Annotated in this window: 23 protein-coding genes; 11 read left to right on the forward strand and 12 right to left on the reverse strand. The window is 36.0% G+C overall.

Translation table 11 applies throughout. The annotated features are described in order from the left end of the window. Positions 1 to 262: 262 nt before the first annotated feature. The gene (locus JKA74_RS14195) at positions 263 to 1,777 is read right to left on the reverse strand and encodes a serine hydrolase domain-containing protein (protein WP_201431870.1); all 1,515 of its coding nucleotides are present in this window, start codon (positions 1,775 to 1,777) and stop codon (positions 263 to 265) included. A gap of 52 nt (positions 1,778 to 1,829) precedes the next feature. After that, positions 1,830 to 2,993 carry an AraC family transcriptional regulator gene (locus JKA74_RS14200; protein WP_201431871.1) on the reverse strand — a complete coding sequence of 388 codons (1,164 nt, stop codon included), beginning with the start codon at positions 2,991 to 2,993 and terminating at the stop codon, positions 1,830 to 1,832. A gap of 472 nt (positions 2,994 to 3,465) precedes the next feature. Between JKA74_RS14200 and JKA74_RS14205 the strand changes: the two genes are divergently transcribed. Next, on the forward strand, positions 3,466 to 4,371 hold the full coding sequence (locus JKA74_RS14205; RefSeq protein WP_201431872.1) for a hypothetical protein: 906 nt from the start codon (positions 3,466 to 3,468) through the stop codon (positions 4,369 to 4,371). A 26-nt stretch (positions 4,372 to 4,397) separates the two neighbouring features. Here JKA74_RS14205 and JKA74_RS14210 read toward each other — a convergent pair whose 3' ends face one another. Both JKA74_RS14210 and JKA74_RS14215 read right to left on the reverse strand, forming a co-directional pair. Continuing rightward, the gene (locus JKA74_RS14210; RefSeq protein WP_201431873.1) at positions 4,398 to 5,525 is read right to left on the reverse strand and encodes a serine hydrolase domain-containing protein; all 1,128 of its coding nucleotides are present in this window, start codon (positions 5,523 to 5,525) and stop codon (positions 4,398 to 4,400) included. Between the two features lie 96 nt (positions 5,526 to 5,621). Next, entirely contained in the window at positions 5,622 to 6,761 is a 1,140-nt protein-coding gene (locus tag JKA74_RS14215; protein ID WP_201431874.1) for a helix-turn-helix domain-containing protein, read from the reverse strand. Between the two features lie 631 nt (positions 6,762 to 7,392). Here JKA74_RS14215 and JKA74_RS14220 point away from each other — a divergent pair. After that, on the forward strand, positions 7,393 to 7,980 hold the full coding sequence (locus JKA74_RS14220) for a FimB/Mfa2 family fimbrial subunit (protein WP_201431875.1): 588 nt from the start codon (positions 7,393 to 7,395) through the stop codon (positions 7,978 to 7,980). A 69-nt stretch (positions 7,981 to 8,049) separates the two neighbouring features. Here the strand turns inward: JKA74_RS14220 and JKA74_RS14225 are convergent, their stop codons facing one another. Then, positions 8,050 to 8,781, reverse strand: coding sequence for a sulfotransferase-like domain-containing protein (locus JKA74_RS14225; protein ID WP_201431876.1), 732 nt, complete (start codon positions 8,779 to 8,781; stop codon positions 8,050 to 8,052). Between the two features lie 5 nt (positions 8,782 to 8,786). Next, positions 8,787 to 9,701 carry an aminotransferase class IV gene (locus JKA74_RS14230; protein ID WP_201431877.1) on the reverse strand — a complete coding sequence of 305 codons (915 nt, stop codon included), beginning with the start codon at positions 9,699 to 9,701 and terminating at the stop codon, positions 8,787 to 8,789. A 161-nt stretch (positions 9,702 to 9,862) separates the two neighbouring features. Here JKA74_RS14230 and JKA74_RS14235 point away from each other — a divergent pair, with 161 nt between their 5' ends. The 5 genes from JKA74_RS14235 to JKA74_RS14255 all read left to right on the forward strand — a co-directional run bounded on the left by JKA74_RS14235 (position 9,863) and on the right by JKA74_RS14255 (position 14,382). Further along, on the forward strand, positions 9,863 to 11,443 hold the full coding sequence (locus JKA74_RS14235) for a beta-N-acetylhexosaminidase (protein WP_201431878.1): 1,581 nt from the start codon (positions 9,863 to 9,865) through the stop codon (positions 11,441 to 11,443). Beyond that, positions 11,440 to 12,429, forward strand: coding sequence for an isoaspartyl peptidase/L-asparaginase family protein (locus tag JKA74_RS14240; protein ID WP_201431879.1), 990 nt, complete (start codon positions 11,440 to 11,442; stop codon positions 12,427 to 12,429). The genes JKA74_RS14235 and JKA74_RS14240 overlap by 4 nt, the downstream gene beginning before the upstream one ends. 510 nt (positions 12,430 to 12,939) lie before the next feature. Further along, entirely contained in the window at positions 12,940 to 13,272 is a 333-nt protein-coding gene (locus tag JKA74_RS14245) for a four-helix bundle copper-binding protein (protein WP_201431880.1), read from the forward strand. A 302-nt stretch (positions 13,273 to 13,574) separates the two neighbouring features. Further along, positions 13,575 to 13,961 carry a nuclear transport factor 2 family protein gene (locus tag JKA74_RS14250; RefSeq protein WP_201431881.1) on the forward strand — a complete coding sequence of 129 codons (387 nt, stop codon included), beginning with the start codon at positions 13,575 to 13,577 and terminating at the stop codon, positions 13,959 to 13,961. Between the two features lie 43 nt (positions 13,962 to 14,004). Beyond that, positions 14,005 to 14,382 carry a VOC family protein gene (locus JKA74_RS14255; protein WP_236587816.1) on the forward strand — a complete coding sequence of 126 codons (378 nt, stop codon included), beginning with the start codon at positions 14,005 to 14,007 and terminating at the stop codon, positions 14,380 to 14,382. Between the two features lie 103 nt (positions 14,383 to 14,485). Here the strand turns inward: JKA74_RS14255 and JKA74_RS14260 are convergent, their stop codons facing one another. The 6 genes from JKA74_RS14260 to JKA74_RS14285 form a co-directional block, all read right to left on the reverse strand. Continuing rightward, positions 14,486 to 15,019: a dihydrofolate reductase family protein gene (locus JKA74_RS14260; protein WP_201431882.1), complete on the reverse strand. Its 534-nt coding sequence runs from the start codon at positions 15,017 to 15,019 to the stop codon at positions 14,486 to 14,488. A 97-nt stretch (positions 15,020 to 15,116) separates the two neighbouring features. After that, positions 15,117 to 15,344 (reverse strand): hypothetical protein, encoded by a 228-nt coding sequence (locus JKA74_RS14265; protein ID WP_201431883.1) that lies wholly within the window; start codon positions 15,342 to 15,344, stop codon positions 15,117 to 15,119. Between the two features lie 493 nt (positions 15,345 to 15,837). After that, on the reverse strand, positions 15,838 to 16,440 hold the full coding sequence (locus tag JKA74_RS14270; RefSeq protein WP_201431884.1) for a hypothetical protein: 603 nt from the start codon (positions 16,438 to 16,440) through the stop codon (positions 15,838 to 15,840). A gap of 56 nt (positions 16,441 to 16,496) precedes the next feature. After that, positions 16,497 to 17,285: an arsenite methyltransferase gene (arsM, locus tag JKA74_RS14275; RefSeq protein WP_201431885.1), complete on the reverse strand. Its 789-nt coding sequence runs from the start codon at positions 17,283 to 17,285 to the stop codon at positions 16,497 to 16,499. Between the two features lie 80 nt (positions 17,286 to 17,365). Continuing rightward, positions 17,366 to 17,938, reverse strand: a complete 573-nt coding sequence (sigZ, locus tag JKA74_RS14280; protein ID WP_201431886.1) for an RNA polymerase sigma factor SigZ — start codon at positions 17,936 to 17,938, stop codon at positions 17,366 to 17,368. A 121-nt stretch (positions 17,939 to 18,059) separates the two neighbouring features. Further along, positions 18,060 to 18,566 carry a DinB family protein gene (locus JKA74_RS14285; RefSeq protein WP_201431887.1) on the reverse strand — a complete coding sequence of 169 codons (507 nt, stop codon included), beginning with the start codon at positions 18,564 to 18,566 and terminating at the stop codon, positions 18,060 to 18,062. Positions 18,567 to 18,728: 162 nt separating this feature from the next. Between JKA74_RS14285 and JKA74_RS14290 the strand changes: the two genes are divergently transcribed. The 4 genes from JKA74_RS14290 to JKA74_RS14305 all read left to right on the forward strand — a co-directional run bounded on the left by JKA74_RS14290 (position 18,729) and on the right by JKA74_RS14305 (position 21,357). Continuing rightward, positions 18,729 to 19,097 (forward strand): hypothetical protein, encoded by a 369-nt coding sequence (locus tag JKA74_RS14290; RefSeq protein WP_201431888.1) that lies wholly within the window; start codon positions 18,729 to 18,731, stop codon positions 19,095 to 19,097. Positions 19,098 to 19,201: 104 nt separating this feature from the next. Then, positions 19,202 to 19,399, forward strand: coding sequence for a hypothetical protein (locus JKA74_RS14295; protein WP_201431889.1), 198 nt, complete (start codon positions 19,202 to 19,204; stop codon positions 19,397 to 19,399). An 88-nt stretch (positions 19,400 to 19,487) separates the two neighbouring features. After that, entirely contained in the window at positions 19,488 to 20,129 is a 642-nt protein-coding gene (locus JKA74_RS14300) for an HAD family hydrolase (RefSeq protein WP_201431890.1), read from the forward strand. Between the two features lie 100 nt (positions 20,130 to 20,229). Then, positions 20,230 to 21,357: a site-2 protease family protein gene (locus tag JKA74_RS14305; protein WP_201431891.1), complete on the forward strand. Its 1,128-nt coding sequence runs from the start codon at positions 20,230 to 20,232 to the stop codon at positions 21,355 to 21,357. Positions 21,358 to 21,387: the final 30 nt, after the last annotated feature.

The raw sequence follows: 21,387 nt of genomic DNA on the forward strand, positions 1-21,387 counted from the left end.
CTCTATTGGTTGCACCTTGCTTTGCAAAATAGTTACATCCTTGGAAGTTACTTATTTAGTAATTTATTTCTATCTCTGACCTGCTTTTTTTTCAGTAATTTAAATAGTTTACGCCAACTGTTTTTTTCTTCCAATGACGTATCCTCAACTCCCTTCTAAATTTTTAAAGCTTCTGACAACCATTTCACTATATTGTCCTGCTGTTCATCATGAGATTATAGGAATGTTTGATTACAGATTTTGGTAATCAGTTAATACGCCCTCATTGTTTCTCAAGCTTTATGTAAAATGGATAGGCATAATACTCTCTGTCTGCTGCGGCCAGGGCTACAATAGTTCCGGTCATATTGTTATTGTCTTTAAATAGTTTTAAAGACATAAATTGACTCATTTCCTGGCGAATGTCTTCTGAAGGTAAATTGCCAGGATACATTCCAATAAACGAATTCTTATTTATCATACCGTTCAATAAAATTGATTTGTTGGGAATCGGATTATCATTTGTGAAATACGATTTATAGGTATAGTCAAGATACTCCATCATAATTGTGCCATCAGAATTAATATGTAATGTACAAGGGATATCTAAACCCTCTACGCTCATAGTTCCTTTCCAAGTGCCGTAAAGGCTTGTGTCCGCAGTATGTTGTTTGTAATTGGCTATCTCATTTGTAGGTTTCGGATTATAGCCTGGTAAAACAATACTACTTAGCTGATCGGTAATTGCTCGTGAAAATGCTTGGTTTGAGGTGTTTAACATCACTGCAATGGCTATGTTTTCATCAGGAATAAGCTTTAGCATTGTGCTTGCTCCCATCATACCTCCTTCGTGCCAAACAATCCTGTACCCATCGTCATTTTTAAAGTACCAACCCAGTCCGTAATAAGTAGAATCATAGTAGGGGTAGATAACATCTGGATCTATATAATTGTGCATCAAATCAACTTCTTTAGGAGAGAGTATGTCATTTTCCTGGCTGATTAGATGGAACATTCCAAATTTGATTAAATCCTGAATACTGGAATACACATTACCTGCTCCTGTTGTGTTGTTTATTATTTCAGGAAGTAATTTTAAATTCTTATCATATTTTTTAGCGACAGACAATCCCGGATTATCAGGATTGTTGACGAAAGAGTTGTTCATACCAAGAGGATTGAATATTTCAGTTTGTAAAAATTGAGCGTATGATTTTCCACTTTGATTGGAGATAATGTAATCAAGTAGTCCATAGCCAAGGTTTGAGTATTCACAAATGCGTCCGACAGGATAGAACAGTTTGCCATACTTATTAAAGGCAGTTTTAAAGTCGTCCCCTTCAAATGGTTCATCAGCATAATTTAATTGAAAATATGTTCCTAACCCTGAGGTATGGTTTAAGAGATTAATGATTTTAACATCAGAGGGATTGGTTTCTGTGGCTTTAAATTGTAGTGGGTCCATATACTTCTCTGCCTGAGAATAAATATCAATTATTTTTTGATGATTCAATATCATTACAGCTGTGGCAGTAATTGGTTTAGTAATAGAGGCTAATTGATAAGCAGTAGAAGAGTTGGCTTCAATTTTATTTTCAATATCTGCATAGCCGAAAGCATTTTGATAAATTATCATGCCATCTTTTGCAACAGCTATTGCAACAGAAGGGGTCTCTTCCTTCTCAATGGCTTCTTTGATAAAATGTTCAATCTTGCTAAAGTCTAATGAGTTGTTTTGTTGGCCATTTAAATAACCTGGTATGATAAGGGCAAGTAATATGATGAGCTTTTTTTTCATAAATGTGAGTTTTGAATTAAATGATAAAGCAAAATTCACGGTTCTTGCGTCCTTATTCGTCCGAAATCGCGTCTTCGGACAAATTATTATTTTCTTTCTGTACCAGGAGATAATACTCTTTGGGAGTTTTCTTCGTATATTTTTTGAAGATGTGGTTAAAGGTAGATTTGGAAGCAAAACCACTTTCATAAGCATGGCCTAGTAATGTTAAGCCGGAGGCAGTTTTGTTGCTAATCCTACGAATGAATTCCTCAACACGATAACGATTGACAAATTCATGGAAATTCATTTTAAGTTCCTGGTTAATGGCCTTTGATATATGTTTCGCTTGTATGTCTAGTCGCTTTGATAATGATTTTAAGTGAAGATCCTGTTCCAGGTAAAGCTTTTCTTTTTCCATGCTTTCTTTTATGCTGTGTATAATCCCGGCATAATTAATATCCGGATTTTTCTCGTAAGTATTTAAATTGTCGTTGTTGATAAAGCCGCTTGTACCGGTTTGGGATCTTACATACCCTTGAAATCCTACCCAAATAGTAAGTATTGATAGCAAGATAAACATGGGATAGAAATATATATGGGCATAATCTCCTGAGTAGATTAACAAGTCTATTATACGAACGCTAAACCATATACACCAAAATGAAACAAAGGTAATTACAGGGGCGTGTAGCCATTGTAGTGATTTGTGTTGCAAAGACGAAAAATTGTTGTGCAACCACCTTTTGTAATCCAATAATAGCTTTACTGAAAATAGCATATACATTGAACCAGAAATAACCCCTATCCATTGCTGACACATAAAAAATATATGTTCAAAATTCTGAGGGCTTTCAAAGAGTTCTATTGCACCCTCTCTGTAAAAGGAGGTTCTATAATAAAAGAATTCCAATAAGACTGGTAAGAAATGCAGATACGATGTTTTTTCGATTTTATATTCGGGATTGGTAATGCTTTTGGTATACAAATAAAGAGCTGGGCCAATTCCATAGAGGAGTTCTAGTCTTATATAAGGTATTAGTTCCGAATATCCACCTACTGATAAACCAAAATAAATGGCAATATTTGCTGCAGTCAGTCCAAAAAAGAATATTACTAATCCAAGTAGTGCACTTGCCTGTTTGTTCCGGTTTTTAAAAAACAGAAGTATGCTCAAAATAATGGCCTGCAATGATAAGATGGTGATGATTGTTATGGCTACTCTTCCTTGAATCATCAGAGACTAAACGGTTGGTTTTCTCATGCCGGATGAAGCCGTATTTGAGGGGAGTTCCTTCCGTACACTGTGCTGTTCAATTTGACAGAGTATGTGTTTTAATGAGCTATTTGCTTTCATCTGTAGTTGGCATCCAAGGTACTATTTTATCTCAAATAGTACAAGCACACCATTTTTCCAATAAAAGTATTTCACTTAAATTATAGATGAACTATTATCTTAAAAAAGCTTGCACTTGCTGAAAACTATGATGGATTAATCATTGCCTGAAAATATATGAAGTATGTTTTTAGTATTAAGCGGTTTTTAAGCAAGCCGTAAATATACAATCCCGTTAATTTCTTCAAGCTTATCATAGGAAATAAAATATCCGTTGATATTGATCATTTCATTACAAGAAGAAGCTTTACTTACAACCCTGATAAAATATTCATTTAAAAATAATTACTATTTTTACCTCAAAGCCCCTAAAATGAGAGCAATATTTTTTATCACTATTTTTATTACAGCAGTTGCCTGCACACCTGAGGATTTAAGCGAGGAAGAACTTACGGAACAATGTAAAGCCCTCACACTTGTACAACCGCAGTTAAGAGAAGTAGAAACTTCCGGATTCAAAAACGAAGGAATGGTCAAAATAGAGACTGAAAAAATGGGTGGGGTTTGGAGAATTATTGTGAAATCGGAAGTCCTGAAAGACAGAAATCTTTTTCCGGATCAGGTTTATATGGAGAACTTTTACCAAATTAATACCTACTATCCGGAAGATCTATTAGTTAATAATAGCGATCCACTTAAAGAATACTGGATTATTGAAGCTGCATTGCCGTCAACCAATATTCGCTCCCGCTACGAAATTATATACGAATGTGAAAATGGGAGTACCTCAGGGGTTTCCTTCTTAACAGTTGAAAGCATTGACTTATGTCAGAGTCATGAGGAATGGGGAGTGTGGGTAATTGACCTTTCCAGCGCATATGCTACAAATATCCCAAAATCAGTTTCTACAATAGATGTTGCATTGAATTTTGAAAGACTGGCTGCTGGAGAAGCCGGATCATTAAGTTATATTCCTTATGATAAAATTACATCAGCAACAGCCTATGTTTCATCAGGTAGCTATACCTTCGTTTATGAGGATTTTATTCAGGCATTTTTAAAAGATGGTTCTGAAAAATTCTCCTATTTTTCCAGCATTCCATTAGAAATTTATTTGCATGAAATCACAGGTATTAGTGCTGAGGAGTGGGAAAGCTGGCCGCATAATAATGTTGTTGTGGATGTTGAGTTAAAGATTTGTGGTCAAACTTTTTATCCTTCAGCTCAAATGGAGCCTGGTACTGAGAGAATTCGTATGTTAAACTGGAATCCCAACTAGTGCTAAGTTAAAATTCCAATTGAAATTCAGTTCCTTTCCTGTTCGCTCTTTTTGTCTCCTACCAGCTGATGTAAAATATCCCAATACAACCAATCCGGTGTTCCACCAGGAGCAAGTCCCCATCGTGTTAATAAATCCAATTTTGTTTTATGTGCGATGACAAGTTTTCTTTTAGGAATTACTGTGATATACTGCCCCCCATATCCTGTTGCACTATAAGCCCCTTCAAAATCAGGGATTCCTTTGAAGTAATCAACAAGCCACCACATATAACCATAGGAAAATTGAATAGTGCTGGAATCTGTACGATTATATCGTTCATTGACTACTTCAGTGGGAGTAATGGTAGTTGTTGTTTTTTGTATCCATTGGCTGGGAATAAGTTGTTTCCCATTCCACTGACCTTCATTTAACATTAGTTGACCAATTTTAGCCATATCCCGGGTAGATAAATAAATATGGTAAGCCGGATATCTGGATTTCTTCTTATTCTCTTTTTTCTTTTGGTTTTTGAGGTTCCAATCCTGAAATCCTAAAGGTTTTGCTAACTGTTTTTCTAATTCTTCATAAATAGAATTTCCGGTTTCTTGCTCCAGAATGTATCCTGCTACATTAAAATCCCAATTGCTATAAACAAAATATTCCCCCGGCTTTACACTTCCTCGTTCTAAGAAGTTCTTTTTGTCATACCCGCCATTGGCAGCCACATGAAATACGCCTGACCTTGAAGTAATTATATCGTTTATGGTAGCTTCTTTCTCAATAGGTAATAAACCATCTTTTTCATCAATTCCTATGCTTCCAATCTTCTGTTGCAAATCAATCGATCCGTTGTCTACATGTTTTCCATACAACATGCTCAAAACGCTTTTTCTGCAAGAGGCAATGTAGCTGATTTCTTTGGTGTCACCATATTCATAGAGGACTTTACCATCATACAAAACCACCATTCCTGTGGTTTCAGAATGGTCGTTGATAAATGCAGTCAGCTTATCTAATTTATCCTTGTCAAATCCGGAATTTTCTAAGGATTCGTGTTTTTCTAATGCAGTTCCTTTAAATGTAGGTTTATGAGTTGTACAGCTTTGAAACCCAATTAAGAACATTATTACTGTTACAATTAATCCCTCTTTTACGCTTTTGTAAATCTTCATCCGTTCAATACTTTGTTTTTTTCCTGGCAAAGAATAGGCTTTTTTCTCATAGCACCTTCTCAAAACACGTTTTGAGAGTAAATAAATAATTTGTATTTAATTTTTATTCACTTGAAGAATATATTCTTTAGGAGTCATTCCTGTATTTGTTTTGAAAATTCTATAAAAACTGGCCTCTGAATTAAAACCACATTCCAATGCAATCCCTAATATAGATTTATGCTGATGCTTCGTATCTTTTAATTTTGATTTCACCTCTTCAATTCTATAATCATTAATCAAGTCCCTGAAGCTTTTTTTAAAGGACCGGTTCACCACATAGGACAAATGGCTTTGGCTGATCTCCAAAATTTTGGCTAATTCCTGAGAGTTGATTTTAGGATTTAGAAATACTTTGTCTTTTTGCAATGCTTCTTCAAGTCCTTTTATTACCTGAGCAGCTTTTTCTTCAGATAATTTTACAGGATTTGGAATGATAGTAGTTTTTTCAATTTCTTCCATCTGAAAATCCGGTTGTTGATAGCCAACAAATCCCAGATAATAAATAAGAAAGGCAATAAAAATAAAATACGCTTCCCAATGAATAGAATAGACTGGGTTGAAGTCAAACAATTGATCAAGTGACAAGTTGACGAATAAAAAAAGCCCCAAAACAGTTGATAAAACAAATATGCCAGTTAACCAATTAAAATTAGGGAAGGTATTATCTGATATATTATCGTTTAACCATTTCCTGTATTTTTGAAGCCTTAAAAATCCCAGTATTAAGTACCCGAAAATAGATAAAAGTACCAGGTAATCTTCTGTTTTTTTAATAGGATAAAAGCCTAAAGAGTCGGCTACTAAATCTTTATGATCTAAAGCAGGAATCCCGGAGATTTTGAAATAGACAAAAAAGGCATACGTTTGAGAAAGTATAAATGGAATGAAATGCAAACTGTCTTTCCATTTGAATTTAAATGCAGGAGTAGTCAGGGATTTCACATAGAAATAGACCAAAGGTGCAATAGCCAGTTCTATGCCAATCGGGAAATACCTGAAAGAAGTAGTTTCCCATAAACCTAAAGTATGGAGTAAGATTTTTACACTTAAAAGGCAAAATGATAGAATGGCGAAAGCTAAGAATCTATTGCTAAGTGAATTTTTTGTAGAAACCATTAACAATATACTGGTGATTACTCCCTGGGTAATTCCGATCAACATTAACAAGTCAAATAAAGAAAACTGGTTTTTCAATTTACTATCAGATTTAAATCCACATCACTTCCAGGTAAATTTTAAATGATTAAAAGTAATCATATTTATTTATTCGACTCCTCCAATTTGATTTTTAACACTATAATAGTTAATAGTAAAAGAACATTAATAAAAGTTGGTTTGGAGGGCAAGTAAAGATAGTTCCGGCTTTGTTTTAAAAGTATAATTCATAATTGCCTGTGCATTTGTCGGAATTTTAATACAACGAATTCAATACCCTACCTCTTTTGGTAACTCTAAAGCGAAACCCAGGTGCTGAAATTTAAAAAATGTCGAAAAAAAAGTGTAATATTCAGTTATTTCTGTGAACAATATTAAGGCAATATTATCAGCCATCTTTTCTGCTTCTGTAGCGAACCCCGCAAGAAGAGAATTTTCTCCTTATCTGCAGTAAGTTGATAATTTAAATGTTAAGTCAAAATATACAGAATAATATACTTTACATTAAAATAATTTTATCCTCAACAAAATAATAATTGGCGTGTAATTTCATGAAAGCTTAGCTTAACATTACATTATAATAATAATTACTTCATATCTCAGATAGTTATAGTACCAAATTCTTCTCACATCTTTGCATTGTCAAAAGAAACAAAAACAAAAAAAGACAATGAAAAAATTATTAGTAGCTGCATGTATTTTATTTTCAAGTGTATCAGCAATTGCAAATGATAATGAAGATAAAACAGTTGTTGCCAAATTTAAGGTTACCACCAATAAGATTGGTAAAATGGCGAACCTTACTTTTATTCCTACTACTTCTGAAAAAGTAACAGTAAAAATTTTAGATGAGAAGGGGAATGTGATATTTCAGGAGCAAATCTTGAACAAAGAAGGGTTTAGCAGACCTTATAACCTTAGCCAATTAGAGGGTACGGAATATACTATCGTAGTAAAAGAGGGTAAAACCACTTACGAAGAAAAAATTTCTATTGGAACTACCGAATTAAGTACAACATCTAAGAATTTGGTAGCTACTGCCAGTAGGATTGATGAAAACAGAGTGGAGCTTAAAGTTTTACAAAATACTGTGAATCCTGTTTTTATTATAATGAGGGATAGTGCCGGTAAAATCGTGTATACTTCAACTGTCACTGATAGAGTAAGTTTTGTTCAAAAATTTCATGTAAGACAAGTAAGTAATGAATTGTCTTTTGAAGTGAAAGCTGGTGACGTGGTGAAAACTATCGAACTATAATTCCAAATAAGATAAGTTTAGGTTACAATTAGGCCCGCGAAAGCGGGCTTTTTTGTTGTTAAAAAACCATTAAAAATCAGACATTTGGGTGAGTTCCTCATAGTAAGGTTGGCATTCTGCTAAAAGAGGTTTCAATTTTTCAGGAAATAGAGTTTCTTTCGGCTTGTAGGGTATAAAACTTGAAGATTGATGAATATTTCCATACCAATATTTTGCCCAAATACCATCCTCAGGTATAGCACCAGTCTGCCATTGCAACATAGCCGGATCAAAAGGGATTCCAATAGCCTCACAAAGCTTTTCCAGCTGCTTTTCAGGATTGAGCAATATGGATTTGGAATCAACCACTATCACAGGCAAATCCATAGATTGCAGTTCTTTTACGATTTCATGATGCATTTTATAGCCTACATCTTCCAGAGTAGGGTTTTCAATTACCTCTGCAAAAGACGGTAGCATCTCTACCGGGTTCCTGGTCAGAATTACATTGACCATAGATTTCATAAAATCCCTGCCGAGCTCAGGTAGAAGGTGATGCGCCATATTCTTAAAAAAGAGTACGGGTTTTTCTGAATAGTTCAACATCATGTCCACCACTTTCTTCCCGTTCGTTTCCATGGACTGCATAATATCTTCTGCTCCCGGGTGGTAAGCCGCAGCATCGGAATGCTTAAGATAATACCCATACAAAGGCTCGTCAAAAACTTTAGTGTCCTGCCTCTGGGCAAAAGAATACATCAGGGCAGTGGAAATATTCCTTGGTCCTGACCACAATGCAATGCGTTTTATTGAATTTTCCATCAAATTTATGAGTTAATTTCCTTCTCAACCAGACTTTTGTACAATGTACTTAATTGGCTAGTGACAGTTCCGGGAGTCCCTTCACCAATAGTTCTGCCGTCAACTTTGATGACAGGAGTAAGCCCTCCAAAAGTACCGGTTACAAAACATTCATCTGCTCCGTACACATCAAACAAAGAGAAGTTTTTTTCTTTGCAAATAATATTATTCTCCTTGCAAACCTGAATGACATTTCCTCTGGTGATGCCATTCATACAATATTGTCCGGTGGAGGTCCATACTTCTTCTCCTCGTACCATAAAAAAGTTAGTTGCGTTACAGGTTGCCACAAAGCCGTGGACATCCAGCATAAGGGCTTCATCGGCACCTGCTTCCAGTGCCTGGATGAGGGCTTGTACCTCGTGCAACTTACTGTGGCAATTCAGTCGTGGATCCAGGTAATCAGGCGAGCCTCTTCTGATTGTGGAAGTGAAAAGAGTAATACCTTTATTCTTAGTTTCCTCAGAAGCGATTTTATGTTCGGCTATGATAACCACGTTGGGACCGGAAATAGTTAATCTTGGATCCTGAGAGGGAGTTTTCTTGAAACCTCGCGTCACCATTACCCTCACATGGATATGGTCTTTCATCACATTGGCATCCAAAGTTTTCCGGACATTTTGTAATAATTCTGTCTTGCTAAAAGGGAGCTTCAATCCAATGACTTTCGCTGATTGCCACATGCGGTCCAGGTGCTTATCTACAAAAATCATTTGACCCTGATGAACCCGAAAAGCTTCCCAGATTCCGTCCCCCACTAAGTAGCCACTATCAAAAACAGAGATTTTTGCTTCCTCACGCGCGAATAATTCTCCGTTGATGAATATTTTGATATCCTTATTCCTTGGATCTTCTATGGCATTATGCGTTCCTGAAATCATGCTGTTCTTTTTTGGCCAATTTAAGTGATTAGAAAGTAAAATAAAATCATTTTAGAAACTCATCTGGTTTGGCCATATATCTTTCGGAAGAAGGAGAATAATAATATTTTCTTTATTTTCACTCTTCAGAAGTTTATTTGACATTAAATCCTACCACACACATGAAACATATATTATTAATTTTTTTTGTTCTGGTTCCACTTTTAGGATACACCCAAAGCACTGTCTCTATTATTCCGTTTCCCAATCAGCTGGTAACTGAAGATGGTTTTTTCTCCATTAATGCACAGACAGAAATCGTGGCTGATGAAGGGTTGGAATTTGAGGTAAAGTACTTGCAATCTATTATAGATAATCATTTTAGGATAAAACCTACAGTAGCTAAAAAGTTAGGTGAAAATGTAATTCTACTTCAATTATCGCAATCAGATATGGCGGAAGAGGCTTATGAGTTACATATCACTGCTGAGCAAATTAGTATTACAGCTTCGGAAAGTACTGGGGTTTTTTATGGGTTGCAATCTCTGAGACAAATCTTAGCTTCCATTGAAGAGAACCGTATTCCAGCCATGAAAATCAATGACAGCCCACGGTTTGATTGGCGGGGTATGCACCTGGATTGCAGCCGACATTTCTTCAATCCCGAGGAAGTGAAGAAGTACCTCGATTATATGGCACTTTATAAAATGAACACTTTTCATTGGCACCTTACCGAAGATCAAGGCTGGCGCATAGAAATTAAAGCATTTCCTAAATTGACTGAAATTGGTGCATGGCGAACAGGCACTATGGTGGGGAAATATGACAATCATGAATATGACAGCATCCGCTATGGTGGATTTTATACGCAAGAAGAGATTAAGGAAATAGTGGCTTATGCAAAAGAAAGGCATATCACTGTTGTGCCGGAAATTGAAATGCCGGGACATTCTCTCGCAGCTTTGGCAGCTTATCCTGAATTATCCTGCACAGGCGGTCCTTTTCAGGTAGCCAGGAAGTGGGGTGTTTTTGAAGATGTTTATTGTGCCGGGAATGATTCCGTCTTTGTTTTTTTAGAAACCGTAATGGATGAAGTTTTAATACTTTTTCCAAGTCAGTATATTCACATTGGAGGGGATGAATCTCCTAAAAAGAGATGGGAAGCTTGTGCAAAATGTCAGAACCGCATCAAAGAGGAAGGCTTAAAGGATGAGCATGAACTACAAAGCTATTTTATTCAACGTATGGAGCAGTACCTGAATGCTAAAGGCCGTAAAATTATTGGCTGGGATGAAATATTAGAAGGTGGACTTGCGCCCAATGCTGCAGTAATGAGTTGGCGCGGTACAGAAGGTGGTATTGCGGCCGCCAGGGAAGCACATTCTGTAGTAATGAGCCCCGGAAGCCCTTGCTATTTTGATCATTATCAGGTAAAAGATCCAACAAATGAACCATTGGCTATAGGTGGCTACAATCCCTTAGATAAAGTCTATGCCTACGAGCCAATTCCTGAATCATTATCTCCTACTGAAGGAGACTACATCATGGGAGCTCAAGGCAATGTATGGACAGAATACATGAAAAGTTTTGATCATGTGGAGTATATGGCTTTGCCCAGGATGTCCGCGCTTTCTGAAGTTTTATGGACGCAGCCTGAGTTTAAAAACTACAAAGACTTTCTGCATCGACTTAAATATAATACCCAAATTCTGGACGAAATGGGTGCTAACTACAGTAAACATTTCTTAAGCGATATCAAATGAAGGCACACAGAAGAAATTTCCTGAAATCAGGCTTGGCACTTGCAGCCGGAATGGCCTTGAAGCCGCTAAAAGTTTTTGGGACTCATACCCCGTCAGTACAAAACAAACCAATTGTGTTGAGCACCTGGCGATTTGGCCTAGAAGCTAACCAGGCAGCATGGGAAGTTCTGAGTAATAAAGGCACTGCTCTGGATGCAGTGGAGAAAGGTGTGCAGCTAGTGGAGGCAGATCCTAATGAGCGCAGCGTGGGCTACGGTGGTCGGCCGGACCGTGATGGCAAGGTGACACTGGATGCCTGCATAATGGATGAAAAAGCTAATATTGGTTCTGTGGCTTGTTTGGAGAATATTAAGCACCCTATTTCTGTGGCGCGTGCGGTGATGGAGAGAAGCCCGCATGTGATGTTAGTGGGGGAAGGAGCTTTGCAGTTTGCCCTGGAACAGGGCTTCCCAAAGGAAAATCTGCTGACAGATATTTCTGAAAAAGAATGGAGGGAATGGCTTAAAACTTCGAAATATGAACCGGTGGTAAATATTGAAAATCACGATACCATCGGAATGATTGCACTTGATGCACACGGAAACCTATCCGGTGCGTGCACTACCAGCGGCATGGCCTATAAAATGCATGGTCGTGTGGGAGATTCTCCTATAATTGGTGCCGGGCTGTATGTAGATAATGAGGTGGGCGCTGCCGTAGCTACCGGACATGGGGAGGAAATTATTAGAGTGGTAGGATCTCATTTGGTGGTGGAGCAAATGCGCCACGGGAAATCTCCCCAGCTAGCCTGTGAGGCAGCGGTTAAACTGATTCTGAAAAAATTTCAACTACGGGAAAAGGATTTCTCTACCACTCAAATAGGTTTTATAGCCCTGAATAAAGCAGGTGAATATGGATCTTACTGTTTGCAAAAAGGCTTTAACTATGCAGTTTTAGATCAAAAAGAAGGAAACAGATTATTAGATGCAGACTATTTAGGGAGGTAGAGGGACAATGTTTAGGCCCCTCATGAAAAATACCTCAATGTTCAAAAGCCAAATAATCTTTGCTCGAAGCAGGCGGGCTGGACGACAAAAAGGCGGGGAGTGCGTTGGTTGCAGCGTGGAAGCATCTTTTTGTCTTGATTTTTTGTTTCTTTTTGATCAAACAAAAAGAAAGGAGAATAAAATTTGGAAATAGATGACTTGAAATTTGATCCCCAAGTTTAAGTGAAAACCTTATTTTATAAGGTTTTTTAACTGTTATGTTTTTATTAAGTGCTTTAAAAACCTTGTTTAAACATTATCTTTTTTTAAAAAAAATAACTGGTATAATTTATTGTCATTCTGTCATTCGACATTTTTCATCTGTGAATATTTAATTCTACCAGTAAGGTGAGGCCACTAAACAAAATCATCATTATAATAATAAAATAACCCAACTGATAAAGGAGGAGCTCGTAACAACAATTATAGCCAAAGTGGCCAAACTATTTTTTAACCTTTAACTTTTTAATTATGGCTCATAATCAGGAATTACTTCAAAAATTAGGTGCATGCGCAGCAGCATGTGAAATGTGTGCAGACGCTTGTCTGGGCGAAGACGACATCAAAAAGATGGTAAGGTGTATAAGACTGGATAGAGATTGTGCAAAAATTTGCTATACTACAGCCAGTTTTGTAGCCTCACATTCCGAGCATACAGAACGTTTGATAAAAGAATGTGAGGAGCTTTGCAGAATGTGTGCAGAAGAATGTGAACAACATGAAATGGATCATTGTCGTGAATGCGCCAAAGCTTGTCGGGAATGTGAGGAAGCTTGCAAAAGTTTCTCAGGAGTAGGAGTATAAACTTTCCAAGGGTATAAAAAAGCAACTGACCAGCTGGTATTAACTCAGCCTGTGTCAGTTGCTTTTTTTATGAATAAGATTCTGGATTCCTGTTGAGGAGAATAGACTTGAAAAATCATTTGGAAAGGAATATCTGAAATATAAAAAGGTAAGCTGGTGGATTTAATTCCTTCTAAGATAATGTGTACTTGTAGAATAAGTGAATTGTTTATCTTCTTAGATAGAAGATTAAGTATTCGAATATGTTCTTCTCAGCCCCGTTGCAGGTCTTGTACCGGATTATTAACTTATAAAAGTTTTGAATGATCAAAAATGACACTTACCGAAAGATTATAGAAAACTATATCCAGGCATATAACAGGTTTGATATTGAAAAGATGCTTATTGATATGCATGATGGGATAGTATTTGAGAACATTTCTAATGGTGAAGTCAATTTATCCACTGCCGGTATTGTAGCGTTTAAAGAACAAGCTGAGAAAGCAAAGGGAATATTTAAGGAAAGAAAGCAAAAAATTACAGATTTTCATTTTTATAATGATCAAGTTAATGTGGACATTGACTATAATGGCATATTAGCCGTAGATCTCATAAACGACTTAAAATCAGGAGATAGGATTGAGCTGAAGGGCCAGTCAGCTTTTAAGTTTAAAGACAATAAAATTATTGAGATAAAGGACATTAGCTAAAAATTGGCTTGAATGTAATTTTAGGATAAGTAAAAGTAAAAAAATGAATGCCAAAGAAATAACTATACGTAGAATTGTTCCAAATATTTATTCTGACAATCTAGAAGCAAGCAAAGCATTTTATGTGAACTTTTTACAAATGGATTTGATGATGGATCTCGGATGGGTTTTAACATTTGCATCCGGGGAAAACCCTACAGCTCAAATAAGTATTTTCAAAAATGAAGGAGCTGAAAAGCCAGATAATAAATCAATTTTTCTCTCTATTGAAGTGTCTGATGTTGATAAAATGTATGAGAGAGCGGAAAAAATGGATTGTGATATAGTTTATAAACTAACAGATGAAGACTGGGGCGTAAGGCGTTTCTTTGTGAAAGACCCTAACGGAGTTACAATTAATCTATTAACACACAAAAATTAATAGAGTAGCCTACAGTAAAGAGGATAGTAGCAATTAGTGAAAGTGTGCAAATGAAGTATGGATACTTATTCCCAACTTCATTTACACCTTTCATAAGATTAAATCAATATTTTATTTCATAAGTCAAAATTTGAAGTCCATAATCATATTTTTTACCTTCTAGTGCTTTTAGTGCATATTTTTTGGAAGAATTTCCAAACAGACGCACTCCATTCCCCAACAGCAGAGGATTTAATTTAATTTTAAGAATATCAATCAATTCTGCTTCCAGCAACCAGCCTGCAAAATCTCCACCACCACAAAGATAAATATCTGTCCCTTTTACCTTTTTGAGCTCCTTAATGAGTTCAATATCCGGCTTACAAACGCTGACTTTCTCATCAGGATTATCAAGCACCAACTGACTTGAAAATATATAATGATTCATCTGTGGATAAGGCGCTTGCCCTGGTTTTAACCCAAATTGATAACCAGCTTCATAAGTTTTTCTTCCCATGATTACTGTATCAAATGATTTCAGATCGTTGATATATTGATTTACTCCACTTCCTTCGAACAGGAAGCCACTTACATCACCATCTTGTCCTGAAATAAATCCATCGACAGATGTAGCTATATAATAGATAATCTTTCTCATTTTAATATTTGGTTTTGTGTGTAAATAATGTTGTTAGAATCACCTGCGGTATCGAAGCAAAAGGAATACGTTTATTGCCCTTTGAAATTGATTTTTTTCAATCATCCAGTTCTTCAATGAAAAATCCTTCAGCTTTTATAATAGCCTGAATTTGATCAGAATGTCCTTTTGTAGATTCTATACGAAGGATTCTGTCACAATCTTCCAGATCGAAATTCCAGTTACCTCCATCACCTGTAAGGCTGTTTAACAAGTGAGAGAGCCTATTTATCTCGTAAGCATTTCTAACAGATGTTCGAAATACGTGTATGTGATTTTTTTCCATGGGAAATCAATGTTAATAGAATGATAGATTTGATTTCAAGCAGTACATGCTTGATGAATAGGAGGATAATCGTTAAAATGCTCATGATTCCGATTATTTAAAGCCCCAAAGCAACTTGATGCAAGTTTTTTGATGCTAGTGTTGAATAATAGATTTAATGAAATATTTGATTATCCGGAAGAGAATAATCAATTCGCCTTAAAGAGTAAAAGGCTATGTGTTCCTTATAGAGAGATGAAAAACTTCATAATAAACCAAAAGTAAAACAGGGTATTCAGTTTTCCAAAAATATGAGTAAAAAAATATTTCAATGGTTTGGTTGAAATGAAATCATTAAGAATCAATACCTTAACTTAATAGTAAGACAGTAATTGAGAATGTAATATCTAACACTTCATAAAAGATGAGCATACTCTTCAGTATCCTCATCTAAAGCTAATATCGATTAAATTCTCAGTGAGATTTTGCCTAAGCACTTGTTGTCAATCTTCAATCATCTTGATTTAACCATTGTTTTTGCTGAATGAGGTTTTTTGATAAATCGATCCAGTAGCCCATTCCAGCTATTTCTTGGCTTCTGAAAATTTAGTAGAAGGTGAAGTAAAGCAACTATTATAGCACCGGGAATTAAGTTAATTACTAACCAGCTAAAGGCAGAATAAGAAGCAACCTCTTCAAAGCCATTTACAATCACTACGCTACCAGCTTCCAGCCTGATTTTTAGCACCAGGAAAACAGAGATGGTGGCAAAGTGGAAGCCATTGACAAAAAGATGCAATATGTATTCCCAGCGAGGCAAACCTCCCATCCACAACCTGCTATTTTCTTCCGAATAGGCATCTATTCCCACGGTAATTATATCTATAAACACTAATAGTAGTCCGAAATAAAAATATTCAGGACTGCTAGATATAAATACAAAGTATAGTATTGCCGGAAATAAAATTGCTCTTAATGTATGGGTAATATGCTCCGTTTTACTTTGTCTGTAATTAGGTAAGCGATATTTCATGAGGTGTAAATACAAACCATCATAAGTTGCCAGTATAGCAAATGCGACAAGCAAAATGCTGGATATAATAAATCCAATTTCCATATTCAATTAATTTTAGTTGTTTGTAAGAATTATAGCAGCTCTTTTATGGTAGCCGATCAGAATTTCTCCGCATACACATTAATGCTGGAAACAGAGAAAGGAATGGCCTTAAAATCTTCCTTTTCTTCAGCTGTTAAATATTTGTTCAGCAAGGCTTCCGGAATGTTGAAATGTTTTTCCGATTGAATTTTGATGTTGGAAAAGCCAGCCGTTTCTATTGCCATGAGATAGTCTTCCTTGTTAATGGCACCGGATATGCAGGCAGAATACAATAATTCTGACTTTTTCACTTGTTCGGGGAGTTGTCCTTCAATGACTATATCCGATATGCTGAAATGCCCTCCGGGTTTCAGTACACGAAAAACCTCAGAATAGGCTTTCTCTTTGTTGGGAACCAAATTCATCACACAATTACTAATGGCTACATCTATGCTGTTGTTGCTTAAAGGTATGTTTTCAATGTCCCCCAATAGGAAACTTACATTTCTAGCGTCAATTTTTTCTTTGTTGATATTAGCCTTTGCAACCATGGCTTCTGTCATATCTATTCCTATCACCTTGCCTGTTTCCCCCACTATTTTGCTGGCAACAAATGCATCATTCCCAGCCCCGGATCCTAAATCCAATACTGTGTCTCCCTCTTTAATCAATGCTAATTCAGTCGGGATACCACAGCCCAGGCCAAAATCTGCTTCCTGCATATAACCTTGTACCTTGGAATAATCTTCCTTAAATAAGTTGGCATCTACCTCATTGCCACAACATGAGCCTTGTAAGGATAAATTACCGTTATTGACTGTTTCTGTATAAATCTTTTTTACACTTTCTTTTATTGGATCAGACATGCTTTCTACTTTTTAGTTTATCAATAATTTCAGCATGTAGACGCATGATCATTTAATAAGACGCAAAATTTTTTTAGACTTTACTCAAATTTGTAGATAAAAGGCTTTCTGCGATAGTCAATAACGTTTCCATATACATCAGTTTTTATTTCGCAGCACTTGAGTACTATCTCTTTTAGCATTTCCCTGCCACGCTGAACACGTGACTTAGTAGCCGGATAGGAAATATTCAGAGCTTTTGCTACTTCCTTTTGTGACAGACCTTTAATTTCGGTAAGCAGGAGTACTTCTCTATATTTTTCAGGAAGCATTAATATTAAAGGAAGAACGCATTTTGAGAATTCCTGCATTGTTTTTTCAGCCTCATTCTGTTCACAGTTGTTTTCTTTGTCCTCTACCGCTGTTAAATCATCATAATTTTCCTTTTTAACTTTGCGGAAATGATCTACAATTATATTTCGAGTAATTTGAAATATCCAGGAACTGAATTTGTCGTCAGATTTTAGATTACCAATATTTTGTTCCACTCGGATAAAAACTTCCTGCAGGATATCTTTTGCTATTTCCTTGTCATGAACTTTGCTGAGTATAAAATTCTCCAATCGTTCATTGAGCTCCAGCCAGTTTTTTATTATATCATTTTCCTTTTCCATAAACACATAAATTACCCTAAATACTATAGACGAAGAATTATAGAAAAGGACGCAAATTTATTTATCCAGCTGATTTTGAAGTGTTAAAAATTCAAATATAATTAGTTTTCTCATCTTTACTTTAGTTGTTTTTCGACTTTAAAATTTCCTTCATCTGCTGTAAATGACGCTCCGTATGCACAGCATTAAAGCCAACCCATTCCAGCCGGGTAAAAGGACCATACTCCGGAATTTCAAAATCCAGGCATAACATAGTTAAATCCTGATGTTTAATGACTTCTTTTTGCTCATTGATCCGCTCCTTTAATTTTGTAATTAAATCCTCTTTTTCAATGGGCGTCTCTTCTGGAATTATCTCCTTTGGTGAATCCATTTTGATGTTAAAATTTAGAAATAGCTTTTCAACCTCATCTAATTTCTCATCAGGAGCACGGTCAATGTTTTTTACATGACCATTTAAAACAGCTGAAATTTCATAAGATTTATAAAGGTGCTCTCCAATTTGAGCCAAAGACCATTTCCCCAATTTAGGAGCTTCGTTTAGTTCACTTTCGCTTAATGAAGATAATAATCTAATCAGCTCCGAAGTAACACTATCAAATTTCTTTAATATCTCCTTATTTTCCATTCTTGCTGCGTTTATTGATGTTTTACAAATATCTGTAAATTATGATGCAACTAGCTGGTGTAAGAACGACACATTTAGGGGAGATTACGACAAGAGCCTTTATCCGAAAATATTAGAGCATCTTTCTTTTTTTCCATATTTTACACATCTTTGACTATTGAAATGAGAAAAATATCTACAATTATCCTTCTAATAACCTCTTTGGCTGGTTTGCAATATTCCTGTTCCACTACACGACAGAAAACATCAAAGCCTGGTACACTTTCAGCGATTGATACGCTTGCTTTTTTAACTCCTCAGATTGTAATTGAATCGCAAAACAGCCATTCTGTTAAAATTGAAGAAGATTTATCAATGGAGATAAGAGAAGATGTGAGGGAAATTATTTCTGCCACTTTAAGGAAAAAGTATCAGCTATTACCGGAGCCGCTGCAAATAACTGAGTTCGATAATCAAAAGATAACCCATTTTTTTGAAAACTCGATGCTGCTGAGGACTCGGTCGATCAGGTGGAACTCCCTTCATTTTTAAATGACTTTACTCAACAATCAAAGAATCGTTATATTTTAGCAACATTCATTCATGGATTCTATAATTCTGAATATAAGCCAAATCATTCTATTAATAAGGTACTAATGACGGGTACTATTAATTTAAACGAAGCTCCTAAAAAAGAGATGTTTGTAAGGATAGTAGTTGCAGATAGAGAAACCAACAATATAATATTTCATAGTGCGGAGCAAACTCGTCAAATTGATCCACGAATACCGGAACAAATAGAAACTATGGTGAAAAAAATGATCCGGCCACTATATTACAAGAATGTTTATTGACTTTAAAATCCCCATTCTTCCATTTTATTCATTTTGTTTTAGCTCCACAATCCCGCATCTTTACATTCGGTTTACATAATTGCTTATAATGGATTCACATAAAATAAAAATGATCCTTTTCGATTTAGGTGGAGTCATCATCAACTTGCATACTGAAAGAACCATTGAGGCGCTGGCTGGTTTGTCCAAATCTTCTGTGGAAGAGGTTCGGGAAGCTTATGAAAATGCAGAATATTTCAAAATCCTTGAAAAGGGATTGATATCAGAGACTGATTTTAGAAATGAACTGAGAAAGGACTTAAAATTAAGTGCAACAGATAGTCAAATAGACAAAGCCTGGAGTGCTATGCTAGGCACAATACCTGAGGAAAGGATTGAACAAATTAAGGAACTGAGCGAAAATTTTGATTGTGTGATCTTAAGTAACACCAATGCCATCCACGAACGTGCTTTCCATGAAATTTTAAGTCAATCGACTAGTTATACCCATTTAAATGATATATTTCATCATGTACATTTCTCTCATGACCTTAATATGCGTAAACCTGATATAGAAATTTATCATAAAGTACTGGATATACATCAGACAGAACCACAGCAAGTTATATTTTTGGAAGATACGGAGCACAATTTGACCATGGCAGCGCAAGCTGGAATACATACCTTGCACATTCCGCGGAATGAGGGTTTTTACGCATTACTCTCTGACAAGTTAAAACAGATTAAATAGAGCCTATTAGGCAATTATATGAGAATCATTTGTAACTACTTGAAAATAAGAATCAAATGACGAACATTTGTGTAATTTATTTTTTGAATCTATATAATATATGATTGAAAAGGACAGTAAGTATTACCTGAAGAAGATTCTTTTATTCGTTGTTACCTTTATTTGTACCACTTTGGCAGGTGGGGAATGGGCAACTGGTAAATATATTTTTTATTCTCCTGATTATGCATGGGCTGATTTTGCAGCTGGCTTTGCTTATTCAGTCCCATTTTTACTCATTCTGGGTGTACATGAATTTGGACATTTCTTCACAGCCAAATATCATAAAGTAGAAGTGACCCTGCCTAATTTTATTCCCGGTTGGTTGGGATTTATGGGTACTTTTTCATTTGGTACATTTGGGGCATTGATCAGAATTATTGGCCCCATCCGGTCCAGGAAACAATATTTTGACATAGGTATCGCAGGCCCTATTGCTGGTTTCGTAGTGGCATTGGGAGTACTCTGGTATGGTTTTGCTACTTTGCCCCCACACGAGTATATTTTTCAGGTACATCCTGAATATGAACAGTATGGCTTGGATTATGCGGATCATGTATACAATGATCCAGAACAGGAATCTATTGTATTAGGAAATAACATCCTTTTCTGGCTCTTTGAGGAGTATGTGGCAGATCCGGAAAGGTTGCCCAACCATAGGGAAATCATGCATTATCCCATACTCTTAGCAGGATTCTTATCACTGTTTTTTACCGCACTTAATTTATTGCCTATTGGTCAGTTGGATGGAGGGCACATTATTTATGGAATTTTTGGGGCCAAAAAGCATCAATGGATAGCTACGACTTTATATTTCCTGTTGGCTTATGTAGCTGGTTTGGGTTTGATAACAGTGGAAACCTCCCTGGATTCGCTTCCCTGGACCTCCATACTATATGTGGGATTTCTGTTTATTTGCTTTAAAGGATTAAATTATAGTTTTAAAACTACCATCATTCTGGCTTTAAGCGTATTTGTGGCCCAATATTTAACAAGTATCATATCCAGGGATTTTAGTGGTTTTCAGGGCTATTTATTATTTGTTTTCATTTTGGGCAGATTTATTGGCGTAAAACACCCTGTGACAGCTGACGAAACCCCACTAAGTACCCAAAGAAAAGTACTTGGCTGGATTGCCCTGCTAATTTTTGTTTTATGCTTTAGCTTTAATCCTTTTGTCATAGAATAAAATCCGGCAGTTGTTTAATTTTAAAGCTTA

Source organism: Marivirga aurantiaca (genome assembly GCF_016679925.1).
GTDB classification, from domain to species: Bacteria; Bacteroidota; Bacteroidia; order Cytophagales; family Cyclobacteriaceae; genus Marivirga; species Marivirga aurantiaca.